Source organism: Hephaestia sp. MAHUQ-44, from assembly GCF_023806085.1.
Lineage (GTDB): Bacteria > Pseudomonadota > Alphaproteobacteria > Sphingomonadales > Sphingomonadaceae > Sphingomonas.
Map to the genome: position 1 here is coordinate 366,252 of NZ_JAMSLX010000001.1, position 23,358 is coordinate 389,609.

Sequence of the window (23,358 nt, forward strand, 5' to 3'; positions counted from 1 at the left end):
GAAAGTACGCTGCGCTCCGGGTCACGCGGCACCACCATTTTCGACTCGCCCTGAGCCGAATGCGGATTGGTACTGAGATGCGGTTCGATTTCGTCGTCTGTCAGGGATCGGGCAACGACTTTCCGCTGATCGACGCGCGCGGGATTGCGCTCGACGATACGATCTGGGCGGGGGTGGCGCGCGCGCTGGCCGACCGCGCGGGGCCGGTGGGCGGCGACGGGTTGCTACTGCTGACCGACAGCGACGCGCATCATGCGTTCGGAATGCGGATGTTCAATTCGGACGGATCGGAGGCCGAGACGTGCCTCAACGGGCTGCGCTGCGTGGCGCGCGCGGGGTTCGAGGCATTGGGAATCGACCGCGCCAGCGTGCGGCTCAAGACCTCGACCGCCGAAGTATCGCGCGACGCCGCGATCGCGCCGGGCGTGACCACGATCCGCGAGGTGGCCGGGCCGGCCGACCTCGATGTCGGGCGCTGGCTGGTGACCGGGAACCATGAGAACGTCCAGCGGCCGATCCCCGGCCTGCCCACCGGCCGAGCGTTCACCGCGGTGGCGATGCCCAACCCGCATCTGATCGCGTTCGTCGACGAGATCGACGAGGACGAACTGAGCATGGTCGGCCGGTTCGCCGAAACCGCGCCGCCGCTGCTACCCGAACGCGCCAATGTGAGCTTCGTCGAGTTGCGCGGGCCCGACACGCTGTTCGTTCGCACCTTCGAACGCGGCGTGGGGCTGACCGACAGCTGCGGCAGCGCGATGGCGGCGTCGGTCTTCGCCGCGTGCCTTGCGGGGCGCACCGATTTCGGGCGCGAGCTGACCGTGCTCAACCGCGGCGGGCTGGTGCGCGGGCAGGCCGAGGCCGACGGGATGGTACGCCTGTCCGGCAATGCGACCTGGGACTGGGCGGGTTCGGCCGAGGTCGATGCCGCGACGGGGATCGCGGGCGCGGTCGAGGTCGCGCGGCATTATAATGACGAGATCGCGGCCTGGGCGGTGGTGGCGGACCGGGCCGTCGCGGGGTGAGCGAAGCGCTTGGGGCGATACCCCTCCACCATCGGCTTTGCCGATGGTCCCCCTCCCCGTGCCGGGGAGGTATCAGAAAGCAATATAACCAAATAGGATAAAATAGCTTGACATCGTCACGCTGATCTGGCACATATCGGGAACACTGAGAAATTGCGAATCGGGCCGGGGCAACGCGTGTTGCCGCCGGCCCGATGCGTTTCGGAAAAAGAAGCGAGGACGAGGATGGCGGATGCAACCAAGATTGCCGGCAGCCGCAACCGGGCAGTCCAGATCCGGAACCGGCGCCGCGATGGCTTTACCGCACAGGCGCGGCAGACCTTCCTCGATACGCTCGCCGCGACGTGCAACGTCACGGCATCGGCCAAGGCTGCGGGCGTCACGGTCGCGACCTGTTATTGGCAGCGCAAGCGTATACCCGAGTTCGCGCTGGCGTGGCAGGAGGCACTGTCGATCGGGTATGAGCGACTCGAAGCCGCGCTGCTCGAATATGTTATCGCGCGGGTTGCCACGGACCGGATCGACCCGACGGCGGCCGATCCCACCGCGATCAAAGACAGCGTGGTGACGGCACTGGAGAACCGGACGGTCTCGATCGCCGAGCTGCAATTCGCGCTGATGCTGCTCAACCGCCACGAGGCCGGCGCGCAAGGGCGCGCGGTATCGCGCAAGGGGACCAAACGCGCGAGCGCCGCCGAGACCGATGCGGCGCTGACGCGCAAGCTCGACGCGCTCGCACGTCAGATGGCGTCGCATGGCAGATGAGGCGCGCAACAACCCCATCCGCCGGCTGGCCGCGCTACCGCCCCCATGGCGCGCCCGCGCGCTTGCCGATCTGACGCTGGAACAGCAACGCGAACTGGCGGCGCGCTGGCAGGCATGGGCGCATCCGGGACAAATCGCGCCCGAAGGCAACTGGCGCGTGTGGTTGATCCGCGCCGGCCGCGGCTTCGGCAAGACGCGCGCGGGCGCCGAATGGGTGACCGGCTTCGCGCGCGACAACAAGCACGCCCGGATCGCGCTGGTGGGGGCGACCGCCGAGGATGTGCGCAGCGTGATGATCGAAGGGCCGAGCGGGCTGATCGCGGTGGCGGCGGACGACGAGCCGGTGACATGGCGTAGCGCGGCGCACGAATTGCGCTTTGCCTCGGGCGCCAAAGCGTTCGTCTATTCGGCCGCCGCGCCCGAGAAATTGCGCGGGCCCGAGCACGATCTCGCCTGGTGCGACGAACTGGCCAAATGGCGATATGGCGACGCGGCGTGGGACAATCTGATGCTGGGAATGCGGCTGGGCGATGCCCCGCGCGTGCTGGTGACGACGACGCCGCGGCCGGTGGCACTGCTCAGGCGGATCATAGCCGACCGCGCGACGGTGGAGACGCGGGGGCGCACGCAGGACAATCCGCATCTGCCCGCGAGTTTCGTCGCGGCGATGGAGGAAACATACGGCGGCACCCGGCTGGGGCGGCAGGAACTCGATGGCGAACTGATCGACGATGTGGCGGGCGCCTTGTGGTCGCGCGACCTGATCGAGCGGTGCCGGGTGGCGGCGGTGCCCGAGCTGGTGCGCGTGGTGGTGGGGGTCGATCCGCCGGCCGGGATCGGCGGCGATGCGTGCGGGATCGTCGCTTTGGGGCTGGGACGCAACGACCATGGCTATGTGATCGACGATGCGAGCGTGGCGGGCGCGACCCCCGAAGGCTGGGCGCAGGCGGTGGCGGCGTGCGCGGCACGGCATCGGGCCGACCGCGTGATCGCCGAGGCCAACCAGGGCGGCGCGATGGTGATGGCGGTGCTGACCGCCGCCGATGCGGGGCTGCCGGTGACGCTGGTTCATGCCAGTCGAGGCAAGGCGGCGCGCGCCGAGCCGGTGGCGACACTCTATGAGGGCGGCAAGATGCACCATGCCGGGGCGTTCGCCGCGCTGGAGGATGAATTGTGCGGGCTGATCGCGGGCGGCGGCTATGAAGGGCCGGGCCGATCGCCCGATCGGGCGGATGCTTTGGTGTGGGCGGCGAGCGAATTGATGCTCGGGCGACGCGGGCGGGCGCGGGTGCTGGGGTTGTGAGCCGGGCGCGGCCGCATTGCGGGCACGCGCGCCAACGGCCTTCGCAGCGGCCGCAGGTTCGGCCGGGGCGGCCGGCGTAAGATCGGGGCGTGCACGAAGGAGAACGGCCCTTCGACAAGCTCAGGGCGAACGGTTCGGATTCGGTGCGGGGCGTTCTCGCGGTCGCGGCGCGCCGGCAAGCCTTTTCCTCTCCCGGCGGGAGAGACGGATTTCGGGAGAATTGCTTTGAAGCTTTTCGGCTGGAAAGCGGCTGCGCGCGATGGCGCGCGGCCTGCTCTGTCGCGTGGCGGTAGCGGTGTGACGATGCTCGGCGACTGGCCGCGCAGTTACGAAGCGATGGTGCGCGAGGCTTATTGCGAGAATGCGGTCGCGCAGCGCGCGGTGCGGCTGGTGAGCGAGAGCGTATCGGCGGTGCCGGTGACCGCGTCCGAGCCCGCGCTGGCGCGGCTGATCGCCGAGCGGAGCGGCGGGCAGCCGCTGACCGAGACGATCGCGGCGCATCTGCTGCTCCACGGCAATGCCTATGTGCAGGTGCTGGGCGATGGCGCGGGCGGGATCGCCGAATTGTTCGCGCTGCGCCCCGAGCGGGTGTCGGTCGAGGCCGATGCCAGCGGCTGGCCAGCGGCGTACCGATACCGCGTCGGCGACCGCGTGACGCGGTTGATGGCGCAAGCGCCGCAGCCCGAGGTGATCCACCTCAAGACCTTCCACCCGAGCGACGACCATTATGGGCTCGGCTGTCTGGGCGCGGCGGCGGGGCCGGTGGCGATCCACAACGCCGCGACGCGCTGGGCCAAGGCACTGCTCGACAATGCGGCGCGGCCGTCGGGAGCGCTGGTCTACGATCCGGGTGACGGATCGAGCCTGTCCGCCGACCAGTTCAAACGGTTGCGCGAGGAGATGGAGGCCGGGTTTGCCGGCGCCGGCAATGCCGGGCGGCCGATGCTGCTCGAAGGCGGGCTCAAATGGCAGGCGCTGTCACTGAGCCCGGCCGATATGGATTTCGCCGCGACCAAGGCGGCCGCCGCGCGCGAGATTGCGCTCGCCTTCGGGGTGCCGCCGATGCTGCTCGGGCTGCCGGGCGACAATACCTATGCCAATTACAAGGAAGCCAATCGCGCCTTGTGGCGGCTCGCGGTGCTGCCGCTGGCGCAGACGATTCTGGGCGGGATCGCCGAGGCGCTGGACGGCTGGTTCGCGGGCGCGGCGCTGGCGGTCGATCTCGATCAGGTGCCGGCGCTGTCGGAGGATCGCGAGCGGTTGTGGGCGCGGGTGTCGGCCGCTGACTTTCTTAGCCCCGACGAGAAGCGGGCGATGCTGGGGATCGACCCGCGCTGAGCGCGGCGGCGCACCAGGAGGATCGACACGATGAACGACAACAAGGTGCTGGCGCAATTGCTGGCGCAGGCCGAGGGCGTGCGCGGCGACCTGGCGACGCTGCGCGCGATCGTCGAGGAAGCGGGCGAACTGGGTGCGATGCGCGCGCTCGCCCGGCTCGGGCTGGGTGACGACAATGCGCCTAGCGATGTCGCCGAGTTGCGCGAGCTGCTGGGCGCGTGGCGCGATGCCAAGCGATCGGCGTGGAAGGCGCTGGTAGGCTGGCTGGTGCGGCTGGCGAGCGTGCTCATCCTTGCCGGGCTCGCGGTGAAGCTGGGGTTTTGGGACTGGATCAAGTGAGGGAGCGCGACCGAGCGAGCGCTGGCGCGCTCGCACCCACCCCCGGCCCCTCCCTTGCAGGGAGGGGAGTCAGATTTGCGGGCTATGCGGCGGTGTTCGATCGGGTCGATCGCGGCGGCGACGTGGTGCGCGCGGGCGCGTTCGGGGTGCTGCCCGAGGCGGTGCCGCTGCTGTGGCAGCATGGCGGCGCGCCGGTGGGGGTGATCGAGCGGATCGGCGTGGATACGCGCGGGCTCAGGGTGATCGGGCGGGTGACGCAGCCGCGGCTGACCGCGCTGGTCAAGGCGGGCGCGGTGGGCGGGCTGTCGTTCGGCTATCGCGTCAAGGCCACGCGCGTCGGGCGGGTGCGCGAGCTGACCGCGATCGAGCTGGTCGAGGTGAGCCTGGTCGCGCAGCCGATGCAGCCGCTGGCGCGGGTGCATGCGGTTCAGGGCTGACAACGCGATCGAGACGGGAGCGCGTGCGGCGTTCCCCCTCCACCATTCGGCTTGGCCGAATGGTCCCCCTCCCCGTGCCGGGGAGGTATTCAGCAGGAGAATGATATGATCGAGACCAAGGCGGACGCGCTCGAGGCGAGCTTCGAGGGCGTGACGATGACCGCGCCCGTAGCGCGGCCGGTGCTGAGCGGGGCGCGGGCGCCCGGTGGCGCGGCGTTCGAGGGATTTCTGCGATCGGGCGCGAGCGTGGAGATGAAATCCTTCACCGGCGCGAGCGGCGACAGCGGCGGCTATGCGGTGCCCAAAGAGATCGACGCGGTGATCGACGCGACGCTCAAGAGCGTCTCGCCGATCCGCGCCATCGCCAATGTCGTCAAGGTCGGCTCGGCCGGGTATCGCAAGCTGGTGACGACCGGGGGCACGCCCTCGGGCTGGGCGAGCGAGACCGGGAGCCGCACCGAGACCGGCACGCCGAGCTTCGTCGAACTCGCGCCGCCGATGGGCGATCTTTACGCCAACCCGAGCGCGAGCCAGGCGATGCTCGACGATGCGCTGTTCGATGTCGAGGACTGGCTGGCGAACGAGATCGCGCGCGAGTTCGCCGCCGCCGAGGGCAGCGCGTTCGTGAGCGGCACCGGCACCAACCAGCCCAAGGGGTTTCTGAGTGCGCCGACCGGGAGCGCGGGCGATGCGACGCGCGGCTTCGGGACGCTGCAATATCTCGCGAGCGGGGCGGCGGGCGATTTCGGCAGCAAGCCAGACGAGCGGCTGATCGATCTCGTCCAGAGCCTGCGCAGCCCGTACCGGCAGGGCGCGGTGTTCGTGATGAATTCGGCCACCGCCGCGCGCATCCGCAAGTTCAAGACCGCCGACGGCGCGTTCCTGTGGCAGCCGGGGCTGGCGGCGGGGCAGCCCGCGACGTTGCTTGGCTATCCGGTGATCGAGGCCGAGGACATGCCCGACATCGCCGCGAACAGCCTGTCGATCGCGTTCGGCAATTTCAAGGCGGGGTATCTGATCGCCGAGCGGCAGGAAACGCAGATCCTGCGCGACCCCTATTCGAACAAGCCGTTCGTCAATTTCTACGCGACCAAGCGCGTCGGCGGCTGCGTATCGAACAGCGAGGCGATCAAGCTGATGAAGTTTGCCGCCTCATGATGGCGCTGCACTGAGCGACAGCGCCGGCCGGCACCTTTCCCGCGATGCTGGCCGGCGCCGTGATCAAAAACACCCCTCCACCATCGCTTTGCGATGGTCCCCCTCCCCGTGCCGGGGAGGTCTTCCGGTGGAGAAATTCATGACCGATTCTTTTTCGAACGGCGCCGATAGCGTGTCGGCGCCCGCCAACCGCGCGGCGGCGGTGACGCCGCACGACAGCAATCCGATCACCGACGTGCCCAAGGCATTGTATGTCGGCACCGGCGGCACGATCACGATGCGCGGTGCGGGCCCGGCCGATAGCGTGTGGAAGAATGTGGCGAGCGGGAGCGTGCTGCCGTTCCGGGCGCGCTATGTGCGCGCGACCGGCACCACCGCGACCGATATCGTGGCGCTGTACTGATGATCGCGATCGGCTTTGGCCCGTCGCTGACCACGCATCGTGCACCGGCGAAGGCCGCATTCGACTTCACCTCGGGCGTGTTGCCGGCGGGCGCGACGCTGACCCGGGCATCGTCGGCGAGCAGGTTCGATGCGGCGGGTATGCTGACAACCGAGCCCGTCGATGGCGTCCGCTTCGATCACGATCCCGTAACGCGGGCGCTGCTCGGGGTGCTGATCGAGCCCGAACGCCGCAACGAGGCGCTCCGCAGCCAGGATCTGGCGCACACGGCTTGGTCCAAAGTGTCGGGCCTTGTCGTCACCAGCGACACGCATATCGCGCCCGACGGCACGACGACCGCCGACACGCTGACCGATTCGAGCACCGCGCAATATGGCAGCGCCGCGCAAACCTTTGGCGTCGCAACCCAGCGCACCGCATCGGTGTTCGTCCGCAAGGACGCCACCGGGCGCAGTGACCGGTTCGCGGTGCTGCGCGGCGGCCCCCCGCTATCCGATCTGTCGATCGACACCGCGACCGGCGAACTGCTTCGTGCCGGCGCGGGAATCGTGAGCGGCACGGTGCGCGATTGCGGCTCGTTCTGGCGGCTCGTGCTGGTAGGCGGCGCGGCGGCCGACCGGATCGAATTCTATACCGCCGCCGGGGCCGGTGCGGCCTGGCCCTATGCCGTCACCGCGACCGGATCGACGATCGTCTGGGGGTTCCAATCCGAACAGGGCGCGACCGCGACCAGCTACATCCCGACCGACGCCGCCCCGGCCACCCGCGCCGCCGATGTGCTGACACTCGACTGGGGGCGGTTCGCGATCCCCGACGGGCCGCTGCCGCTACGCTATCTGTTCGATGACGGATCATCGCAGGACGGCACGGCGACCGTGACCGGCGGGCTGGCGACAGTGCCGACCACGCTCGCGCGACCCTGGCTTCGCCGCGTCGAACGCCGCTGATCCTTTTCAACTAGGGAGAATGCGATGACCATCGCAGCGAACGGGCCGGGCGACGTGACGCTCGGCGCCGACGACCGGGCCGCGGCCGTCGCCGACGTCAAGACATTGTTGCGGATCGTGACCGATGGCGAGGATGCGCTGATCGCCCGCTTCATCGAGACCGCGCTCGCGCTTGCCGAGCGCTTTACCGGACGCGTGGCGATCGCGCGGACGATGACCGAGACAGTGCCGGCAACGCCGGCGTGGCAAGCGCTGGGCGCGATGCCGGTCGCGAGCATCGCCAGCGTGGCGGATGCCGACGGCACGCCGCTGGCGACCGACGCCTATCGGATCGACATCGACGCCGATGCGCGCGGCTGGGTGCGGGTGCTCGATGCCGGGGACGATGCGCTCGCCCATGTGACGCTGCGCGCGGGCAGCGCTGCCGATTGGGCAAGTCTGCCCGCGCCGATCCGGCAGGGCGTGATCCTGCTCGCCGGGCATTTGTTCACCGAACGCAACGCGAGCACCCCGCCACCGGCGGCGGTGACGGCTTTGTGGCGGCCATTCCGCGTGATGCGGCTCAACGCGGCGACCCGGCTGTGATGGCAAGGCTGCACGCGCGGGCCATGGGGCTCGGTGCCAAAGCGGCGGCAATCGCGCGCGAGCGGATCGCGGAACGGATCGGCGATGACCTGCCGGGGATCGCATCGGCGATCGACGGCGAGCGGATCGTGCTGACCGGGCGTCGGCTTCGCGTGCGGCTGCTCAGCGAACCGCTGCTGCGCTGGATCGGGAGCCTGGCACGATGAGCGCGGAAAGCGTGCTGCATGCGGCCTTGGTGACGGCCTTGCGCGACGCCGACGCGCTCAGGAGCGCGCTCAACGGCGTGTTCGATGGGCCGCCGGTGCAGGCCACCCCGCCCTTTGCCGAGGTGCAGCCGATGCTGGCGATCGACTGGGGCATGAAGGATCGCGCCGGGCGCGAGCTGCGGCCCGCCGTCATCGTGCGCGACGCTGCCGAGACGCCCGCGCGGTTGCATGCGCTGGCCGACGCCGTCGTGGCGGCGGTGGCGACGATGCCGCGCGACCCCGACGGCTGGCGGGTGGCGAGTTCGGTCTTCGTGCGATCGCGGATGCTGCGCGAGGCACCGGGGCGCTGGGCGATGGCGATCGAGTTTCGGGTGCGGATGATGGAAGGGTGAGGGCGAAAACCCCTCCACCATCGGCTGCGCCGATGGTCCCCCTCCCCGTGCCGGGGAGGTATTATTGTGGAGAATATCATGGCGGCGGAGAAGGGTAGCGCGTTTTTGCTCAAGGTGGGCAACGGCGGATCGCCGGTGACCTACGCGACCGTGGCGGGGCTGCGGACGACGCAGCTTTCGATCAACGGCGAGATGGTGGCGATCACCTCGAAGGATTCGGGCGGGTGGCGCGACCTGTTATCGGGCGCGGGCGTGCGATCGGTGAGCGTGTCGGGGGCCGGGGTGTTCACCGGATCGACCGCCGAGACGCGCCTCAAGACCAACGCGCTGTCGGGCGTGCTCGACGATTACCGGCTCAGTTTCGAGGGCGGCGACAGCCTGACCGGGCGTTTCCTGGTGACGCGGCTCGATTATGCGGGCGATCACAATGGCGAGCGCAGCTACACACTGAGCCTCGAAAGCTCGGGCGCGGTGACGGCGGCGTGAGCGACGCCAACCCCGCGCGCGGCGAGGCCAACCTGCGGGTGGGCGGCGAGACGCTGGTGCTGCGGCCGAGCTTCGCCGCGCTGGTGGCCGCCGAGCAGGAGATCGGACCGCTGTTCGATCTTGTCGCACGCGCCGCCGACGGGCGGCTGACCCTGAGCGAGATGGTGGCATTGTTCTGGCATTGCCTTGCCGCGCGGCCCGAGGGGCTGACGCGCGAGCGGTTCGGCGAGGCGGTGGTGGCTGGTGGGTTGGTGAACGCGACGCCCGCACTCAAGGTGCTGATCCGGCAGATTTTGGCCGGGCGGTGAGAGAGCCCCTCCACCATGCTGCGCATGGTCCCCCTCCCCGAGACAAGCTCGGGGAGGATTTTGCCGCGCGGGCCGGCCAGCTCGCGGGGGTGGCGGGGGCGGCGCTGGGATGGGCACCGGACGCGTTCTGGCGGGCGACGCCGGCCGAACTCACGGCAGTGGTGCAGGCGTTGCGCGGCGAGGAAACGGGCGCGGCGCCGCCCGATCGCGCGACGATCGCGCGGCTGATGGAGGCATTTCCCGATGGATGACGAGATCGAGAGCCTGGTGGTGCGCGTGCACGCCGACACCGCCGGCTTCGCGCGCGATGTCGATGCGATGCGCGGCAGCCTGGACGGCCCGCTTGCCGACACCGCCGCGCGCGCCGGCCGAGGCATCGAAAGTGCGCTGGTGCGCGCGGTGCGCACCGGCAAATTGGGGTTCGAGGATCTGGGGCGAACCGCGATGAGCATCCTCTCCCAGATCGCCACCAGCACGGTGCGCGGCGGGATCGACAGCGTGTTCGGCGGCGGGCTGGGCACAGTGCTGGGCGGGCTGCTCGGCGCGCCGGGGCGTGCGACCGGCGGGCCGGTATCGCCGGGGCGCGCTTATGCGGTCGGCGAACGCGGCCCCGAAATATTCGTGCCGACGACGAGCGGGCATGTCGTCGCAACCGGCCAGCCGGGCGGGCGCGACGTGCGCGTGGCGATCACGATCAACGCCCCCGCCGGCGAGAGCAGTCGCGCGCTCCAGCAATCGAGCCGGCAGGTGGCGCGCGCGGTGCGCGCGGCGATCGAAGGGGCGGCGTGATGGGCTATTGGCTCGCGCAGCAACGCACGGTGCAGGCCGAGAGCGTGATCTCGCGTTTCGACCCGCGCTTCTGGACGGTCAATTTCCCCCGGCCGATGATGGCGAGCGTGGTGACGACCGCGCCCGACGCCTTGCGCGTCGATGCCGTTTTTTATCGCAAGAGCGATCTCGCCGGGCTGATCTGGGAAGCCGAGGACACGATCGACCATCCATTGCTGGCGTATCGGACCGTGCGCGATTTTCGCGACTGCATCCTCTCGTTCCGCTGGCGATCGAGCGGGGTGCAGGCGCTGAGCGCGATCAACGGGCCGACGCTGACGATCGAGGGACGCGACCAGAGCGGGACGCCACGATCGTGGTTCGTGCGGCTATGGAATTATGCGATCGGCACCTTGAGCGATGCGCGGGTGACGCTCGATTTCGCGCAACTCGCAGGCGGCTTCACGCTGCCCGACGAAAGCGATCCGGTGTGGGCGGGCGATATCGACCGGATGTTCATCTCGCTGGTCGCGCCGGCCTATGCCGAGGGCGACGATGCGTTGCTCGACACCGCGACCGAGGGCTGGTGCGAGATGAGCGAGATCGCGTGCTCCGGCGCGGGATCGGTGCTGGCGATCGGCGACGTGATCGTGCCCGAACACAGCCTTCGGATCGCGAGCGGCTATGACGACAGCTATCACCTGACGCCCGCGCGGCTGCTGCGCAACGCCTTCCAGCTCGGCTATCGCGGGCTGATCGACCATTATGTCGGGATGAGCCACTATTTCCGGCTCCAGCGCAACGGGTCCGGCCTGTACGTGAGCCTCGACGACGGGGTGCTCAACGTGGCGTGCACCGCCTGGCATCGCGATTTCGCGCAGCGCGCGCGGGGGCTGGGCTATGACGTGATCTGGTCGCTTTCCTACGAAGTGTTCGACGCGCATTGCTGGAACGACTGGAAACAGCGCGCGTGGGACGCGAGCCCGGCGTTGACCGGATGGGAACCGCCCTCGACCTTGCTCTCGCCCGCCCATGCGGGAGCGATGGCGTATCTCCAACAGGTCGCGGTGGCGTTCGTCTCGCTGGCGCGCGAGAGCGGGATGCCGGCGAAGTTTCAGGTCGGCGAGCCCTGGTGGTGGGTGATGCCCGACGGGCGGCCATGCCTGTACGACGATGCGGCGAAAGCGGCGTTGGGCGGCGCGCCGGTGGAGATTGCGAGCGTGCGGGGGGCGCTCGACGAGACGCAGACGGCGCTGCTCGATGCGGCGGGGGCGTTGCTGGCGCAATCGACCGCGGCGCTCATCGACGCGCTGGTGGCGGCGTTCACCGATGTCGAGACCTATCTGCTCGCCTATCTGCCCTCGGTGCTCGATCCCGCGGCACCCGAGATCCGGCGCGCCAATTTGCCGACCGACTGGGCGGCGCCCGCGTTCGATGTACTCCAGCTCGAGGATTACGACTGGGTGACCGACGACAATTCGGGGGCGAGCGCGCGGGCACGCGCCGAAGCGACCGCGCGGCTCGGCTATCCCGAACGCGACCAGCATTATCTGTCGGGCTTCGTGCTCAACGCCGAGGATGCCGACCAATGGCGCGCGATCGATGCCGCCGCCGAACGCGCGCGCGGCCGCGTCGCCGAGACCTTCGTCTGGGCGCTGCCGCAGGTGATGCGCGACGGCTTCATCCATTTCGACGAGGAGGCAGAGGTGCAGGCTTTCGACGATGTGCTGTTCCCGATCGCGCTGGGCCGCGAGGCCGAGGTTGCGCCAGGGTTTGCAACCGCGATCGTCACCAGTGCGGGCGGGCACGAGCGCCGCAACGCGAGCTGGGCCGAGGCGCGGACGCGCTATGATGTCGGGCCCGGCGTGCGATCGGAGGAGGATATCGCGACGCTGCTCGGTTTCTTCCGCGCGCGGATGGGACCCGCGCGTGGGTTTCGGTTGCGCGACCCGTTCGACGGCAATTCGGGCGCTGGCAGCGCGATCGACCAGCAGATCGCCATCGGCGACGGCGCGGCGACGCGGTTCGCGCTCGTCAAACATTACGGCCCGCAGGTGCGGCGGATCACGCGGCCGGTGGCCGGCAGCGTCCGGATCGCGGTGGACGGCGAGGAACGCACCGATTTCGCGATCGAGCCGGGGGGCTGGATCGCGCTCGACGAGGCGCCCGCGATGGGCGCGGTGCTGACCGCCGGATTCGCCTTCGACGTGCCCGTTCGCTTTGCCGAGGACCAGTTGAGCGTGACGCGCGCGACCTTTCTGGCGGGCGAAGCGCCATCGGTGCCGCTCGTCGAACTGCGTGAGGCGTGAGGCGATGGCGTTTCTGGACGGTGACCTCACCACGATTGCCTTGTGCTGGCGGCTCGAACGGCGCGACGGCGTCGCGATCGGGCTGACGACGCACGACCGCGACCTGCTGATCGACGGACTGGTCCACCGCGCCGCGCCGGGAATGACCCCGTCCGCGATCGAGCGCAGCGACGGGCTTGACCCCGACACGATGGACGTGGCGGGCGCACTGACCAGCGGTGCGATCGGCGAGAACGACCTGATCGCGGGGCGCTGGGACGGCGCGCGGGTGGCGTTATTCGCGGTCGACTGGACCGATCCGCGCGCCGCCGTCGCGCTGGGCGAGGGCACGATCGGCGTGGTGGAGACCAGCGATGGCGGCTTCACCGCCGAACTGCGCGGCGCGACGGCGGTGCTCGACCGGCCGGTGGTCGAGGTGACCTCGCCCGAATGCCGCGCCGAGCTGGGCGACCGGCGCTGCCGGGTCGCGATGGCCGCGCGGCGGCGGATGGCGCGCATCGTCAGCGCCGACGACACGGCGATCACGGTCGACACCACCGAGCCCGTGACCAACGCTTACGGCAACGGCGTGCTGCGCTGGCTCGGCGGCGCCAATTGTGGGGCCGAGAGTGCGATTGCGATCTCGGCGGGCAAAACGCTGATGCTGACCGCGCCGCCGCCGTTCGTGGCCGAGGCGGGAACGCGCGTCGAGCTGATCGAAGGGTGCGACAAGAGTTTTGCGACGTGCCGGCATCGGTTCGACAATTTGCTCAATTTTCGCGGTGAGCCCTTCCTGCCCGGAATCGACCTGCTGACACGGTATCCCGGCGGGTGAGCGAGGCCCGATCCGCCCGTGTCGCGAATGCGGCATTGGCGCTGGTGAGCGTGCGGTTCCGACCGCATGGCCGCGATCCGCGCTTCGGGCTCGATTGCGTCGGGCTGGCGGCATGGGCGCTGCGGGCCGGCGGTTATGCCGGCGCCGTTCCCGACGATTACGCGCTGCGCCACGGCGATGCGACACGCGCGCGTGCCGTGATCGATAGGCTGCCCCTGATCGACGGGATCGATGGTCCCGGCGAGCTGCTGCTGTGCGCGAGTGCGCCGGGGCAGCTTCATCTTGCGATCTCGATTCGCGGCGGACTGGTCCATGCCGACGCGCTGCTGCGCCGCGTGGTCGCACGGCCGGGGCCGGCGCCCTGGCCGGTGTTCGGGCGCTGGCGATTGGAGGAAGAATAATGGCAACGCTGGTGCTGACCGCGGTCGGAACGGCGATCGGCGGGCCGATCGGCGGCGCGCTGGGCGCGCTGCTGGGACAGGCGGTCGATCGCGACATCTTGTTCAAGCCCAAGCGGCGGCAGGGGCCGCGGCTGACCGAACTTGCCGTCCAGACATCGAGCTACGGCACCCCGATCCCGCGGCAATACGGCACGATGCGGATCGCGGGATCGGTGATCTGGTCGACCGATTTCGTCGAGACCGAGCAGGAAGGCGGCGGCGGCAAGGGCAAGCCGTCGCAGACCAGCTACAGCTATTCGGTATCGTTCGCGGTGCTGCTCTCCGCGCGGCGGATCACCGGCGTTCGGCGGATCTGGGCCGACGGCAAGCTGCTGCGCGGCGCCGCGGGCGACTTCAAGACCGCGACCCGATTCCGGCTGTATCTGGGCGACGAGAACCAGAGCCCCGATCCGGGCATGTCGGCTGCGATCGGATTCGGCGCCACGCCCGCGCATCGCGGCACGGCCTATGCGGTGTTCGAACAGTTCGAACTGGCCGATTATGGCAACCGCATCCCCTCGCTGACGTTCGAGGTGATCGCTGACGATGCGCCTGTGAGTCCGGGCGCGATCGCCGCCGATCTCGCCGTTGATGTCGTCGATGGCACCGGCGCGGCAGGGACGCTCGACGGCTTTTCGGCTTATGGCGATAGCGTGCGCGGCGTGCTCGAGACGCTGGCGGTGGCGAACGGCGGGGGGTTCGCGCCCCTTGGCGCCGCGATACGATTCACCGCCGATGGCGCCCCGATCCGTACGCTTGAGGATCGCGGCGACGATACCAACGCGCGGGGCGGCCATCACGGCGTACGCGCGATCGCGCCGATCGACACCGTCCCCCGCACGATCACGCTCGCGCATTACGATTCCGCGCGCGATTACCAGACCGGCTTGCAGCGTGTGCGGCGCCCCGGCGCGGGAGTGCGCGAGGAGCGGATCGAGATGCCGGCCGTGCTGTCTGCCTCGGCGGCCAAGACGATGGCGGCGGGGGCGCTGGCGCGCGCGGCAACCGCGCGGAACCGGCGCACACTGACGACAGGATGGGATGCCGCCGATCTGACGCCCGGTGACGTAGTGACGCTGGCGGGCGAGCCGGGGCGTTGGCGTATCGCCGGGTGGCGGCTCAAGGATTTCGTGCTGACGCTCGATCTGGTGCGGTTGGCGGCGGCGCCAATCGCGATCGGCGCCGATTCCGGGACCGGCTTGCCCGCCCCCGATCTGCTCAACGGGCCGACGATCGTTCATGCCGTCGAACTGCCCGCGCTCGACGATGCCGTGCTTGCCGCGCCGCGCGTGCTGATCGCGGCCGGCAGCGCGGCGCCCGGATGGCGCGGCGCGGCGCTGCGTTACAGCATCGATGGCGGGACGGTGTGGCAATCGGCGGGGAGCGTACGGGCCGCCGCAACGCTGGGCGTGGTGGTGATCGCGCCCGGCGTGGCGCCGGCGACGCTGATCGACCATCGCCATACGATCGAGGTGACTCTTGCCGACCCTTCGACATCGCTGAGCAACGCTGCGGACGCGCTGCTCGACGGCGGTGCCAATCTGGCGCTGGTCGGCGATGAACTGCTGCAATTCGGCCGCGCCGAGCAGATCGATGCGGCGCGCTGGCGCCTGTCACGGCTGTGGCGCGGGCGGCGTGGCACCGAAGCCGCGATCGGGACACAGGCACCGGGCGACCGTTTCGTGCTGCTGACGCCGGGCACGATCGCGACAATCGAGGTGCCGCTTGCCGCGCTGGGTGCCACGGTGCGCGTGCTTGCCGCCGGTGCGGGCGATACCGAGGCGGCGGCCGAAACCGAGGCACCGCTGACCGGCGCATCGGTGCGGCCACCCTCGCCGGTCCACGCGCGGGCCGAGGCGTTGCCCGGCGGCGATTTGCAACTGCGCTGGGTACGGCGCAGCCGGGCGGGCTGGCGCTGGCTCGATGGCGTCGACGTGCCGCTGGCCGAGGAGCGCGAGGCCTATCGGCTGACCCTCGCGGGCACCCCCGAGCGGATCATCGACGCCAACGCCGCCGATATCGTGCTTCCGGCCGCCGAACGCCCCGCCGTCGCGACGCTCGCAACGATCACGTCGGTCGGCACCCACGGCCTGTCGCCGGCCGCGACCATGACCTTGCCCGCGCCTGAGGAGGAATGATGATGACCGACGACACCAGCGCCCGCCTCGCGCTGCCTTTGCTCAACCCCGGCCAGGCGCAGAAGGAAATGACGCATAACGAGGCGCTGGCGCTGCTCGACCTCGCGATCGGCGCGAGTGTTCGCGAGATCGGAGTCGATGCGCCGCCTCCCGTTCCCGCGATCGGCGCATGCTGGATCGTCGGACCGGCGCCCACCGGGGCGTGGGCCGGGCACACCAACGCCATCGCCGGCTGGACCGGCGGCGGCTGGCGTTTCGTGATGCCGATCGAGGGAATGCCGGTCTGGGTCGAAGCGGCGGGCCTTCCTGCCAGGTTCGTCGCCGGTACCTGGCAATCGGGCGACATTGCGGCAGCGCACCTTGTGATCGGCGGCCACCGGGTAGTCGGCGCGCAGGGAGCCCCGATCGCCGATCCGACCGGCGGCGCCACGATCGACCTCGAATGTCGTAACGTGCTCGGCACCGTGATTGCCGCGCTGCGGACGCACGGCCTAATCGCGTCCTGAAACATCGTCGCTGCCGCATCGCCCAAGGCCTCGGATTTGTTGCGTTTTGGCAACAGACATCGAAATTTGTTCGCTTGCGCGGAAACTAACCCCGGAGTAGGGAGTTGGGGCTGTCCGTAGTGACAACCAAGAAAGGGGATTATGATGCGGAAGCTTGCCGTCGCACTGGCACTCGCTTCGACCGTTCTCGCCTCGCCATCGCTGGCCCGCGACAAATCGTGGTACGTCGGCGTCGAAGGCGGCGCGATGATCGTCGAGGACATTGAATTCGACGTCGGAGCCGTTTCAGCGGCGACCGTGGTCGACAACAAATATGGCTACGACGTCGATGGCGTCATCGGCTACGATTTCGGCGCGTTCCGCCTCGAGACCGAAGTCGGCTATCGTCGCGCGGCTGTTGACGGGATTTCGTCGACCGTTCCCACGCCGCTCTATAACGGCGGCACGTTGATCAACGCACCGGCCGGCAATTACGACTATGCCGGCGGATCGACCTCAGCGCTGAGCTTCATGCTCAACGGCCTGATCGATTTCGGCGACGATGATGGCGTTCAGGGCTTCGTCGGCGGCGGCGTCGGCGTTGCGCGCGTCAAGGCGAATTATGCGCTGAACACCGGCGGTTCGTTCCTCGACGATTCGGACACCGTCTTCGCGTGGCAGGGCCTCGCCGGCGTTCGTGCGCCGTTGAGCGATCATCTGGACGTGACCTTCAAATATCGCTTCTTCAACGCCGACAACGTCAAGTTCGTCGACGTGGCCAATCGCGATTTCGACGGTCGTTTCCGGTCGCACAGCTTGCTGGGTGGGCTGACCTACAACTTCGGTGGCGCGACGCCGCCGCCGCCGCCTCCCCCGCCGCCGCCGCCGCCCCCGCCGCCTCCCCCGCCGCCGCCGCCGCCTCCGCCCGAGGTTGTGTGCTCGCCGGGTCCGTTCATTGTCTTCTTCGAGTGGGACAAGTCGAACATCACGCCTGAGGCTGCGTCGATCCTGGATAACGCGATCACCGCGTACCAGAGCTGCGGCAATGCGCAGGTCATGCTGGCCGGCCACGCCGACCGTTCGGGTGCCGCCACGTACAACGTGGGTCTGTCGCAGCGCCGCGCGGACTCGGTTAAGGCGTACATGACGTCGCACGCCATCCCTGCAGGCGTGATCTCGACCGAAGCGTTCGGCGAAAGCCGCCCGCGGGTCGATACCGCCGATGGTGTCCGCGAGGTGCAGAACCGCCGCGTGGAAATCACCTACGGGCCGGGATCGGGCATGTAAGCTCGCTTTCAAGCGAACGAAAAGAGGGGAGGTCGGCATTGCCGGCCTCCCTTTTTTATTGTCCTGTTCGATCAAATCGGCACGTTGTGGTGCTTTGATGCCGCTCAAACGGGTGGAAAAATCAGCGCCGGGCGTTACATCGGGCGTGTCGGGGCCGCGGCCCTATCCATAGTTCAGGAAACTCCACGCCTCATGCGTATCACGATGATCGGATCGGGCTATGTCGGCCTGGTATCAGGCGCCTGTTTTTCTGATTTCGGCCACGACGTCATTTGCGTCGACAAGGACGCGGCCAAAATCAAGGCGCTCAAGGCGGGCCAGATACCAATCTACGAACCGGGTCTCGATCAACTCGTCGCGGCCAATGTCGCCGCGGGGCGGCTAAGCTTCACCACCGACCTTGCCGGCGCGGTCGCCGAGGCCGAGGCGATCTTCATCGCGGTCGGCACCCCTTCGCGCCGCGGCGATGGTCATGCCGACCTGACCTATGTCTTCGACGCGACCCGCGAGATCGGCGCGGCGATCACCAATTCGGCCGTCGTCGTGACCAAATCGACCGTTCCGGTCGGCACCGGCGATCGCGTCGAGGCCATTTTGCGCGAGGTGTGCCCGGACAAGGACATCGCGGTCGTCTCCAATCCGGAATTCCTGCGCGAAGGCGCCGCAATCGGCGATTTCAAACGGCCTGATCGCATCATCGTCGGCACCGAGGACGAGCGCGCACGGCAAGTGATGCGCGATGTCTATCGGCCACTCTATCTCAACGAGAGCCCGCTGCTCTTCACCGGTCGTCGTACCGCGGAACTGACCAAATACGCCGCCAACGCCTTTCTTGCGACCAAGATCACCTTCATCAACGAGATCGCCGATCTGTGCGAGGCGGTCGGCGCCAATGTCCAGGACGTGTCGCGCGGGATCGGACTCGACAAGCGGATCGGGTCCAAATTCCTCCATGCCGGCCCCGGCTATGGCGGATCGTGCTTCCCCAAGGATACGCTCGCGCTGCTCAAAACCGCCGAGGATGCCGAAAGCCCGGTGCGGATCGTCGAGGCGGTGGTCAAGGTCAACGACAGCCGCAAGCGCGCGATGGGTCGCAAGGTCATCCATGCGCTGGGCGGCGATGCCCGGGGCAAGACCGTCGCGCTGCTCGGGCTGACCTTCAAGCCCAACACCGACGACATGCGCGACGCCCCGAGCCTCGCGATCGTCCAGAGCCTCGAGGACGCCGGCGCGCGCGTGCGCGCCTTCGACCCCGAGGGGATGGAGAGCGCCAAGGCACTGATGCCGGACGTCACCTTCTGCACCGACGCCTATGACGCGGCCACCGATGCCGACGCCGTTGTGATCGTCACCGAATGGGACGTCTTTCGCGCGCTCGATCTCGATCGGCTGGCCGATGTGATGGCAGCACCCGTCCTCGTCGATCTGCGCAACATCTATCCGGCCGACGAGATGGCGCGCACCCCCTTCGCTTATCATTCGATCGGACGATGACCGTGCCGCCGCCGATCGCAGGGTTGCTCGAGACGGCGCTGTACGTCGACGACCTTGCCCGATCGGCGGCATTCTTCGAGACCATCGTCGGCCTGAAAGCGATGTTCCGATCCGAGCGGTTGATCGCCTATGACGCGGGGCCGCACGCGGTGTTGCTCGTGTTTGCGCGTGGCGGATCGACCGAGGACAGCGTTTCCGAACGCGGGACGATCCCCGGCCACGACGGCAAGGGGCCGCTGCACATGGCGTTCCGCATCGCCGCCGGCAATTATGAAGCGTGGCGCACGCATCTGACCGCGGCGGGCGTTCCCATCCGTGGCGAGATGGCGTGGCCCGCGGGCGGCCACAGCCTCTATTTCGAGGATCCCGACGGCCATATGCTCGAACTCGCGACGCCGGGGATCTGGCCGAACGACCCCGTCGCCTGAACGCTCTACCCGATCAGCGGCCGACCCAATCCGCCACCTGCCCCGCGACCTGATTGGCAGCCTGATTGAGCGCGGCGCCGACGGCACTGGCGTCAACGGTCGCAACCGGTACGCGCGCCTCGAAGCGCTGCTTTTCAACCGCGCCGTCGCTGTTGCGGATCAATGCGCCATCATAGATGACGACCGCGTTCTGGCTCGCCGCATCGATCCCGAAATCTCGCAACTCGCCCGAAAGGCGGCTGCCAGGATCGATCCGTGATTGCGAGCCGCTGAGCACAACGCGCCCGGTGCGCGCGGTGATCGTATCCGCCATCAGCCGCGCGAACAATTGCGCAGGCGGCTCGACCCATTGCGCGTCCTTGACATAAGCGATCGACGTCTCGCTGGTCTGAACCGGCACGCGCAGCACCGACAGTTTCTGCGGCACCGCCGGTACATTGATCAGGATCGTCGGCGCGGTGGCCGAGCTTTGCGGCTGGCCGGCCGTGACGGCCGCCTCGGTCGTCAGTGTCAGCAGCGATGGCGGCGGCTCGGCCCCGAAGCTGATGCACGCGGCGAGCGGGAGAGTCGCGAGCAGGATGACGGGTAGCTTCAACATCGGGCGGCTCCTGTAGATCATTTGCCGGGCTTGTAATCAGGCAGCTTCTGCGGGCCGATCAACGACCCCGCGCCGCCCTGATCGAGCTTCTGCGCCACCGATGAGAGCGATTCGGACATCACCCGCAGATCGTGGACGAGCTGACCGATCTCGGGCACGGTCTGCTTCGAGAACGCCTGGAGACCCGGCCGCGCATCGCCGATCGCGGCGTTGAGCGTGTCGGTGCTGGCCTTGGCCGAGGTGATCGCGGCGTTGAGATTGACCATCGCCGGCCGCACGTCTTCCGACAACACGCCGTTGGTGGTCGCGGCGAGATCGCCGATCTTTTCGGCCGCATCGCCCGCCTGCTGGACGGCGATCCGTGTCTGCGCGAGCGTCGCGGCAATTTCGGGCGCGCGATCGGCAAGGGCATCGGTGAGCCGGTTGGTGTTGTCGAGAATACCGGCGATCGACGCCTGATTCTTGTCCGAGAGCATCTGCGTCAGCCGTTCGGTCAGCGCCGACAGCCGTTCGAGCAATTGCGGTGCCGAATTGAGCACCGCACCGAGCCCGCCGATCCGGGTCGGGATCACCGGCACGTCGAACGGGCATTGCGTAACCGCATTCTCCTTGGGGCAGGCGATCTCGGGTTGCCCCTTCTCGCCGCCATCGAGCGCCACCGTGCTGGTGCCGGTGAAGCTGCTCTGCACCGTCGCGGTGGTTCCGCGCAGGATCGGGATGTCGGGATCGAGCGCCACGCGGACACGGACGAGCTGCGGATCGGGCTTCCAGAGCGCAATCTCCTTCACCTGCCCCGCCGGCACGCCCGAATAGGCCACCGCCGATCCCTTGACGAGACCATCGACCGACTGGCGGAAGAAGATGTCATATTCTTTCTGTTCGGCACCGCTCAAACGCGCCAGCCACACGATGAAAAACGCGAGGACAAGCAGCAGGATAAGCACGACGGCCCCGACCAGGACATGGTTCGAACGCGTTTCCATCAATCAGCCTTTGCCTCTTGCTGCGCTTTGTTGCGCTTCACCGCGGCGGTCGCGGCACGCCCGCGCGGCCCGTTGAAATATTCCTGGATCCACGGGTGATCCAACGCGAGCAACTCGGGGATCGTGCCGGCTGCGATGACTTGCCGATCGGCGAGCACCGCCACCCGATCACAGATCGCGTACAATGTATCGAGATCATGGGTAATCAGAAACACCGTCAGCCCGAGCGTCTTGTGCAGCGACTTGATGAGCGCATCGAACCCCGCCGCGCCGATCGGATCGAGCCCGGCGGTCGGCTCATCGAGGAACAGAAGTTGCGGATCGAGCGCGAGCGCACGCGCAAGCCCGGCACGTTTGCGCATCCCGCCCGACAGTTCGGACGGATATTTGGGGCCGGCTTCGGCCGCAAGCCCGGTCATGATCACCTTGTAGGCGGCGATCTCGTCGAGCAGGCCCTGATCGAGATGGGGATAGAATTCGCGCAGCGGCACCTGAATGTTTTCCGCCACGGTCAGCGTCGAAAACAGCGCCCCGCCCTGGAACAACACCCCCCACCGCTTGCGCATGGCGGTCGCCTCGGCCTCATCGACGCACAGCGCATTCTCGCCGAACACCGTGATCTCGCCTTCATCGGGGGGCTGGAGGCCGATGATCGAGCGCATCAACACCGATTTGCCGGTGCCCGAGCCGCCGACCACACCCAAAATCTCGCCGCGGCGGACATCAAGATCAAGCCCGTCGTGGACGATCTGCGTCCCGAAGCTGTTTCGCAACCCGCGCACCCGCACAACCGCTTCCCCGCGCTCCGCCATCAGATCCACCCGATCCAGGTGAAGAACACCGCGAAAAAGGCGTCGAGCACGATCACCAGGAAGATCGCCTGCACCACCGCGCTGGTGGTGCGCGCACCGACCTGCTCGGCATCCGATTCGACGAGCATTCCTTGAAAGCAGCCCGCGATCGCGATGATCGCGCCGAACACCGGCGCCTTGACCAGCCCGACATAGAGGTCGGTGATCGGCACCACTTCGCGCAGGCGCTGGACGAAGGTGACCGGTGGAATCCCGAGCGATACCCAGCATAACAGCCCGCCGCCGATGATCGCCACCAGCGACGCGTAAAAGCCCAGCAGCGGCATCAGGACGATCGCCGAGATCGTCCGCGGCAACACCAGCGCCTCCATCGGCGAGACGCCGATCGTGCGCATCGCATCGATTTCCTCGGTCAGCTTCATCGTGCCCAATTGCGCCGCGAACGCCGAGCCCGAGCGCCCCGCGACCATGATCGCGGTCATCAGCACACCCAGTTCGCGCAGCGTGATCCGGCCAATCAGGTTGATCGTCAATGCCTCCGCGCCGAACTGGCGCAACTGCACCGCACCTTGCTGCGCGATCACGATCCCGATCAGGAAGCTCATCAGCCCGATGATGCCGAGCGCCGACACGCCCACCACCTCGAACCGGTGGACCGTCGCGTTGAAGCGGAAGCGGCGCGGATCGCGCACCACGTTCCAGAAGGCGATCGTCGTTGCCCCGAGAAAACCGAGCAGGCCGTAGAGCGTCGTGACACTGACGACGACCGCATCGCCGATCTCGCCCAGTACGCGGGTGAAGGAATCGGGGGTCGCAGGCCGTGCCGCCACCGGCGTGTCCGCCGCGCTCACCTGGTCGAGCAGGTAGCGGCCATCGGCATCGAGGCCCGTGATCTCGGCCCCATGTTCGGTCGCGAAGCGGTGGACCAGCCACGCGCCGACGGTATCGATATGATCGATCCCGCTCATGTCGAGCCGATCGACGCTGCCCTCAAAGGCGTGCAACCGATCGGGCAGATCACCGATCGATGCGAGCGCGAGCGTACCGGTGAAACGGAGCGTGCCATCTCGATCGGCTCGGGTGAAAGCTGCGGGCGCGGTCATCGCTGCC

At 68.5% G+C, this 23,358-nt stretch carries 28 protein-coding genes; 24 read left to right on the forward strand and 4 right to left on the reverse strand.

The window, feature by feature from the left end; all coding sequences use genetic code 11:
* Positions 1 to 77 precede the first annotated feature (77 nt).
* The 24 genes from dapF to NFE57_RS01840 all read left to right on the forward strand — a co-directional run bounded on the left by dapF (position 78) and on the right by NFE57_RS01840 (position 19,855).
* The gene (dapF, locus tag NFE57_RS01725) at positions 78 to 1,025 is read left to right on the forward strand and encodes a diaminopimelate epimerase (protein ID WP_252133912.1); all 948 of its coding nucleotides are present in this window, start codon (positions 78 to 80) and stop codon (positions 1,023 to 1,025) included.
* A 225-nt stretch (positions 1,026 to 1,250) separates the two neighbouring features.
* Entirely contained in the window at positions 1,251 to 1,790 is a 540-nt protein-coding gene (locus NFE57_RS01730) for a hypothetical protein (protein ID WP_252133824.1), read from the forward strand.
* Positions 1,780 to 3,093, forward strand: coding sequence for a DNA-packaging protein (locus NFE57_RS01735; protein WP_252133825.1), 1,314 nt, complete (start codon positions 1,780 to 1,782; stop codon positions 3,091 to 3,093). Before NFE57_RS01730 ends, NFE57_RS01735 begins: the two co-directional genes overlap by 11 nt.
* 225 nt (positions 3,094 to 3,318) lie before the next feature.
* Positions 3,319 to 4,431: a phage portal protein gene (locus tag NFE57_RS01740; RefSeq protein ID WP_252133826.1), complete on the forward strand. Its 1,113-nt coding sequence runs from the start codon at positions 3,319 to 3,321 to the stop codon at positions 4,429 to 4,431.
* 30 nt (positions 4,432 to 4,461) lie between these two features.
* Complete coding sequence (locus NFE57_RS01745) at positions 4,462 to 4,770, forward strand: DUF6127 family protein (protein ID WP_252133827.1); 309 nt, start codon at positions 4,462 to 4,464, stop codon at positions 4,768 to 4,770.
* A complete protein-coding gene (locus NFE57_RS01750; RefSeq protein ID WP_353653856.1) occupies positions 4,767 to 5,207 on the forward strand; it encodes an HK97 family phage prohead protease in 441 nt (146 codons plus the stop codon). The genes NFE57_RS01745 and NFE57_RS01750 overlap by 4 nt, the downstream gene beginning before the upstream one ends.
* 105 nt (positions 5,208 to 5,312) lie before the next feature.
* Positions 5,313 to 6,365: a phage major capsid protein gene (locus NFE57_RS01755; RefSeq protein WP_252133829.1), complete on the forward strand. Its 1,053-nt coding sequence runs from the start codon at positions 5,313 to 5,315 to the stop codon at positions 6,363 to 6,365.
* 139 nt (positions 6,366 to 6,504) lie between these two features.
* Positions 6,505 to 6,768 carry a spike base protein, RCAP_Rcc01079 family gene (locus tag NFE57_RS01760; protein WP_252133830.1) on the forward strand — a complete coding sequence of 88 codons (264 nt, stop codon included), beginning with the start codon at positions 6,505 to 6,507 and terminating at the stop codon, positions 6,766 to 6,768.
* On the forward strand, positions 6,768 to 7,715 hold the full coding sequence (locus NFE57_RS01765; RefSeq protein WP_252133831.1) for a phage head spike fiber domain-containing protein: 948 nt from the start codon (positions 6,768 to 6,770) through the stop codon (positions 7,713 to 7,715). The genes NFE57_RS01760 and NFE57_RS01765 overlap by 1 nt, the downstream gene beginning before the upstream one ends.
* Positions 7,716 to 7,739: 24 nt before the next feature.
* Entirely contained in the window at positions 7,740 to 8,300 is a 561-nt protein-coding gene (locus NFE57_RS01770) for a head-tail connector protein (RefSeq protein ID WP_252133832.1), read from the forward strand.
* Positions 8,300 to 8,506 carry a hypothetical protein gene (locus NFE57_RS01775; RefSeq protein ID WP_252133833.1) on the forward strand — a complete coding sequence of 69 codons (207 nt, stop codon included), beginning with the start codon at positions 8,300 to 8,302 and terminating at the stop codon, positions 8,504 to 8,506. Before NFE57_RS01770 ends, NFE57_RS01775 begins: the two co-directional genes overlap by 1 nt.
* Positions 8,503 to 8,898: a tail completion protein gp17 gene (gene gp17, locus NFE57_RS01780; protein WP_252133834.1), complete on the forward strand. Its 396-nt coding sequence runs from the start codon at positions 8,503 to 8,505 to the stop codon at positions 8,896 to 8,898. The genes NFE57_RS01775 and gp17 overlap by 4 nt, the downstream gene beginning before the upstream one ends.
* Positions 8,899 to 8,976: 78 nt before the next feature.
* A complete protein-coding gene (locus NFE57_RS01785) occupies positions 8,977 to 9,384 on the forward strand; it encodes a phage major tail protein, TP901-1 family (protein WP_252133913.1) in 408 nt (135 codons plus the stop codon).
* Positions 9,381 to 9,692 carry a gene transfer agent family protein gene (locus NFE57_RS01790; RefSeq protein ID WP_252133835.1) on the forward strand — a complete coding sequence of 104 codons (312 nt, stop codon included), beginning with the start codon at positions 9,381 to 9,383 and terminating at the stop codon, positions 9,690 to 9,692. The genes NFE57_RS01785 and NFE57_RS01790 overlap by 4 nt, the downstream gene beginning before the upstream one ends.
* Positions 9,689 to 9,943: a phage tail assembly chaperone gene (locus NFE57_RS16845; RefSeq protein WP_382279210.1), complete on the forward strand. Its 255-nt coding sequence runs from the start codon at positions 9,689 to 9,691 to the stop codon at positions 9,941 to 9,943. The genes NFE57_RS01790 and NFE57_RS16845 overlap by 4 nt, the downstream gene beginning before the upstream one ends.
* Entirely contained in the window at positions 9,936 to 10,481 is a 546-nt protein-coding gene (locus NFE57_RS01800) for a tail tape measure protein (protein ID WP_252133836.1), read from the forward strand. Before NFE57_RS16845 ends, NFE57_RS01800 begins: the two co-directional genes overlap by 8 nt.
* Positions 10,481 to 12,769, forward strand: a complete 2,289-nt coding sequence (locus NFE57_RS01805; protein ID WP_252133837.1) for a DUF2460 domain-containing protein — start codon at positions 10,481 to 10,483, stop codon at positions 12,767 to 12,769. Before NFE57_RS01800 ends, NFE57_RS01805 begins: the two co-directional genes overlap by 1 nt.
* A gap of 4 nt (positions 12,770 to 12,773) precedes the next feature.
* Positions 12,774 to 13,583, forward strand: a complete 810-nt coding sequence (locus NFE57_RS01810; RefSeq protein ID WP_252133838.1) for a phage/gene transfer agent baseplate hub protein — start codon at positions 12,774 to 12,776, stop codon at positions 13,581 to 13,583.
* Positions 13,580 to 13,984: a peptidoglycan endopeptidase gene (locus NFE57_RS01815; RefSeq protein WP_252133839.1), complete on the forward strand. Its 405-nt coding sequence runs from the start codon at positions 13,580 to 13,582 to the stop codon at positions 13,982 to 13,984. Before NFE57_RS01810 ends, NFE57_RS01815 begins: the two co-directional genes overlap by 4 nt.
* A complete protein-coding gene (locus tag NFE57_RS01820; RefSeq protein ID WP_252133840.1) occupies positions 13,984 to 16,161 on the forward strand; it encodes a phage tail protein in 2,178 nt (725 codons plus the stop codon). The genes NFE57_RS01815 and NFE57_RS01820 overlap by 1 nt, the downstream gene beginning before the upstream one ends.
* A 2-nt stretch (positions 16,162 to 16,163) precedes the next feature.
* Positions 16,164 to 16,667 (forward strand): DUF2793 domain-containing protein, encoded by a 504-nt coding sequence (locus tag NFE57_RS01825; RefSeq protein WP_252133841.1) that lies wholly within the window; start codon positions 16,164 to 16,166, stop codon positions 16,665 to 16,667.
* Positions 16,668 to 16,811: 144 nt separating this feature from the next.
* Positions 16,812 to 17,933, forward strand: coding sequence for an OmpA family protein (locus NFE57_RS01830; protein WP_252133842.1), 1,122 nt, complete (start codon positions 16,812 to 16,814; stop codon positions 17,931 to 17,933).
* 192 nt (positions 17,934 to 18,125) lie between these two features.
* A complete protein-coding gene (locus tag NFE57_RS01835) occupies positions 18,126 to 19,427 on the forward strand; it encodes a UDP-glucose dehydrogenase family protein (RefSeq protein ID WP_252133843.1) in 1,302 nt (433 codons plus the stop codon).
* Positions 19,424 to 19,855 carry a VOC family protein gene (locus NFE57_RS01840; protein WP_252133844.1) on the forward strand — a complete coding sequence of 144 codons (432 nt, stop codon included), beginning with the start codon at positions 19,424 to 19,426 and terminating at the stop codon, positions 19,853 to 19,855. Before NFE57_RS01835 ends, NFE57_RS01840 begins: the two co-directional genes overlap by 4 nt.
* A gap of 13 nt (positions 19,856 to 19,868) precedes the next feature.
* Here the strand turns inward: NFE57_RS01840 and NFE57_RS01845 are convergent, their stop codons facing one another.
* From NFE57_RS01845 to NFE57_RS01860, 4 genes are read right to left on the reverse strand one after another with little or no spacing between them, the layout of a single operon-like run.
* The gene (locus NFE57_RS01845) at positions 19,869 to 20,453 is read right to left on the reverse strand and encodes an ABC-type transport auxiliary lipoprotein family protein (protein WP_252133845.1); all 585 of its coding nucleotides are present in this window, start codon (positions 20,451 to 20,453) and stop codon (positions 19,869 to 19,871) included.
* Positions 20,454 to 20,470: 17 nt separating this feature from the next.
* A complete protein-coding gene (locus tag NFE57_RS01850) occupies positions 20,471 to 21,436 on the reverse strand; it encodes an MlaD family protein (RefSeq protein WP_252133846.1) in 966 nt (321 codons plus the stop codon).
* Positions 21,436 to 22,248, reverse strand: coding sequence for an ABC transporter ATP-binding protein (locus tag NFE57_RS01855; protein WP_252133847.1), 813 nt, complete (start codon positions 22,246 to 22,248; stop codon positions 21,436 to 21,438). Before NFE57_RS01855 ends, NFE57_RS01850 begins: the two co-directional genes overlap by 1 nt.
* The gene (locus NFE57_RS01860; protein WP_252133848.1) at positions 22,248 to 23,351 is read right to left on the reverse strand and encodes an ABC transporter permease; all 1,104 of its coding nucleotides are present in this window, start codon (positions 23,349 to 23,351) and stop codon (positions 22,248 to 22,250) included. The genes NFE57_RS01855 and NFE57_RS01860 overlap by 1 nt, the downstream gene beginning before the upstream one ends.
* Positions 23,352 to 23,358 lie beyond the last annotated feature (7 nt).

Coding starts and splice junctions, on each gene's coding strand:
- NFE57_RS01845 (WP_252133845.1), bottom strand. CDS start 20,453: ATGTTGAAGCTACCCGTCATCCTGCTCGCGACTCTCCCGCTCGCCGCG.
- NFE57_RS01775 (WP_252133833.1), top strand. CDS start 8,300: ATGGCAAGGCTGCACGCGCGGGCCATGGGGCTCGGTGCCAAAGCGGCG.
- NFE57_RS01840 (WP_252133844.1), top strand. CDS start 19,424: ATGACCGTGCCGCCGCCGATCGCAGGGTTGCTCGAGACGGCGCTGTAC.
- NFE57_RS01835 (WP_252133843.1), top strand. CDS start 18,126: ATGCGTATCACGATGATCGGATCGGGCTATGTCGGCCTGGTATCAGGC.
- NFE57_RS01785 (WP_252133913.1), top strand. CDS start 8,977: ATGGCGGCGGAGAAGGGTAGCGCGTTTTTGCTCAAGGTGGGCAACGGC.
- NFE57_RS01830 (WP_252133842.1), top strand. CDS start 16,812: ATGCGGAAGCTTGCCGTCGCACTGGCACTCGCTTCGACCGTTCTCGCC.
- NFE57_RS01800 (WP_252133836.1), top strand. CDS start 9,936: ATGGATGACGAGATCGAGAGCCTGGTGGTGCGCGTGCACGCCGACACC.
- NFE57_RS01850 (WP_252133846.1), bottom strand. CDS start 21,436: ATGGAAACGCGTTCGAACCATGTCCTGGTCGGGGCCGTCGTGCTTATC.
- NFE57_RS01765 (WP_252133831.1), top strand. CDS start 6,768: ATGATCGCGATCGGCTTTGGCCCGTCGCTGACCACGCATCGTGCACCG.
- NFE57_RS01760 (WP_252133830.1), top strand. CDS start 6,505: ATGACCGATTCTTTTTCGAACGGCGCCGATAGCGTGTCGGCGCCCGCC.
- NFE57_RS01860 (WP_252133848.1), bottom strand. CDS start 23,351: ATGACCGCGCCCGCAGCTTTCACCCGAGCCGATCGAGATGGCACGCTC.
- NFE57_RS01855 (WP_252133847.1), bottom strand. CDS start 22,248: ATGGCGGAGCGCGGGGAAGCGGTTGTGCGGGTGCGCGGGTTGCGAAAC.
- dapF (WP_252133912.1), top strand. CDS start 78: ATGCGGTTCGATTTCGTCGTCTGTCAGGGATCGGGCAACGACTTTCCG.
- NFE57_RS01770 (WP_252133832.1), top strand. CDS start 7,740: ATGACCATCGCAGCGAACGGGCCGGGCGACGTGACGCTCGGCGCCGAC.
- NFE57_RS01825 (WP_252133841.1), top strand. CDS start 16,164: ATGACCGACGACACCAGCGCCCGCCTCGCGCTGCCTTTGCTCAACCCC.
- gp17 (WP_252133834.1), top strand. CDS start 8,503: ATGAGCGCGGAAAGCGTGCTGCATGCGGCCTTGGTGACGGCCTTGCGC.
- NFE57_RS01805 (WP_252133837.1), top strand. CDS start 10,481: ATGGGCTATTGGCTCGCGCAGCAACGCACGGTGCAGGCCGAGAGCGTG.
- NFE57_RS01735 (WP_252133825.1), top strand. CDS start 1,780: ATGGCAGATGAGGCGCGCAACAACCCCATCCGCCGGCTGGCCGCGCTA.
- NFE57_RS01745 (WP_252133827.1), top strand. CDS start 4,462: ATGAACGACAACAAGGTGCTGGCGCAATTGCTGGCGCAGGCCGAGGGC.
- NFE57_RS01810 (WP_252133838.1), top strand. CDS start 12,774: ATGGCGTTTCTGGACGGTGACCTCACCACGATTGCCTTGTGCTGGCGG.
- NFE57_RS01730 (WP_252133824.1), top strand. CDS start 1,251: ATGGCGGATGCAACCAAGATTGCCGGCAGCCGCAACCGGGCAGTCCAG.
- NFE57_RS01755 (WP_252133829.1), top strand. CDS start 5,313: ATGATCGAGACCAAGGCGGACGCGCTCGAGGCGAGCTTCGAGGGCGTG.
- NFE57_RS01820 (WP_252133840.1), top strand. CDS start 13,984: ATGGCAACGCTGGTGCTGACCGCGGTCGGAACGGCGATCGGCGGGCCG.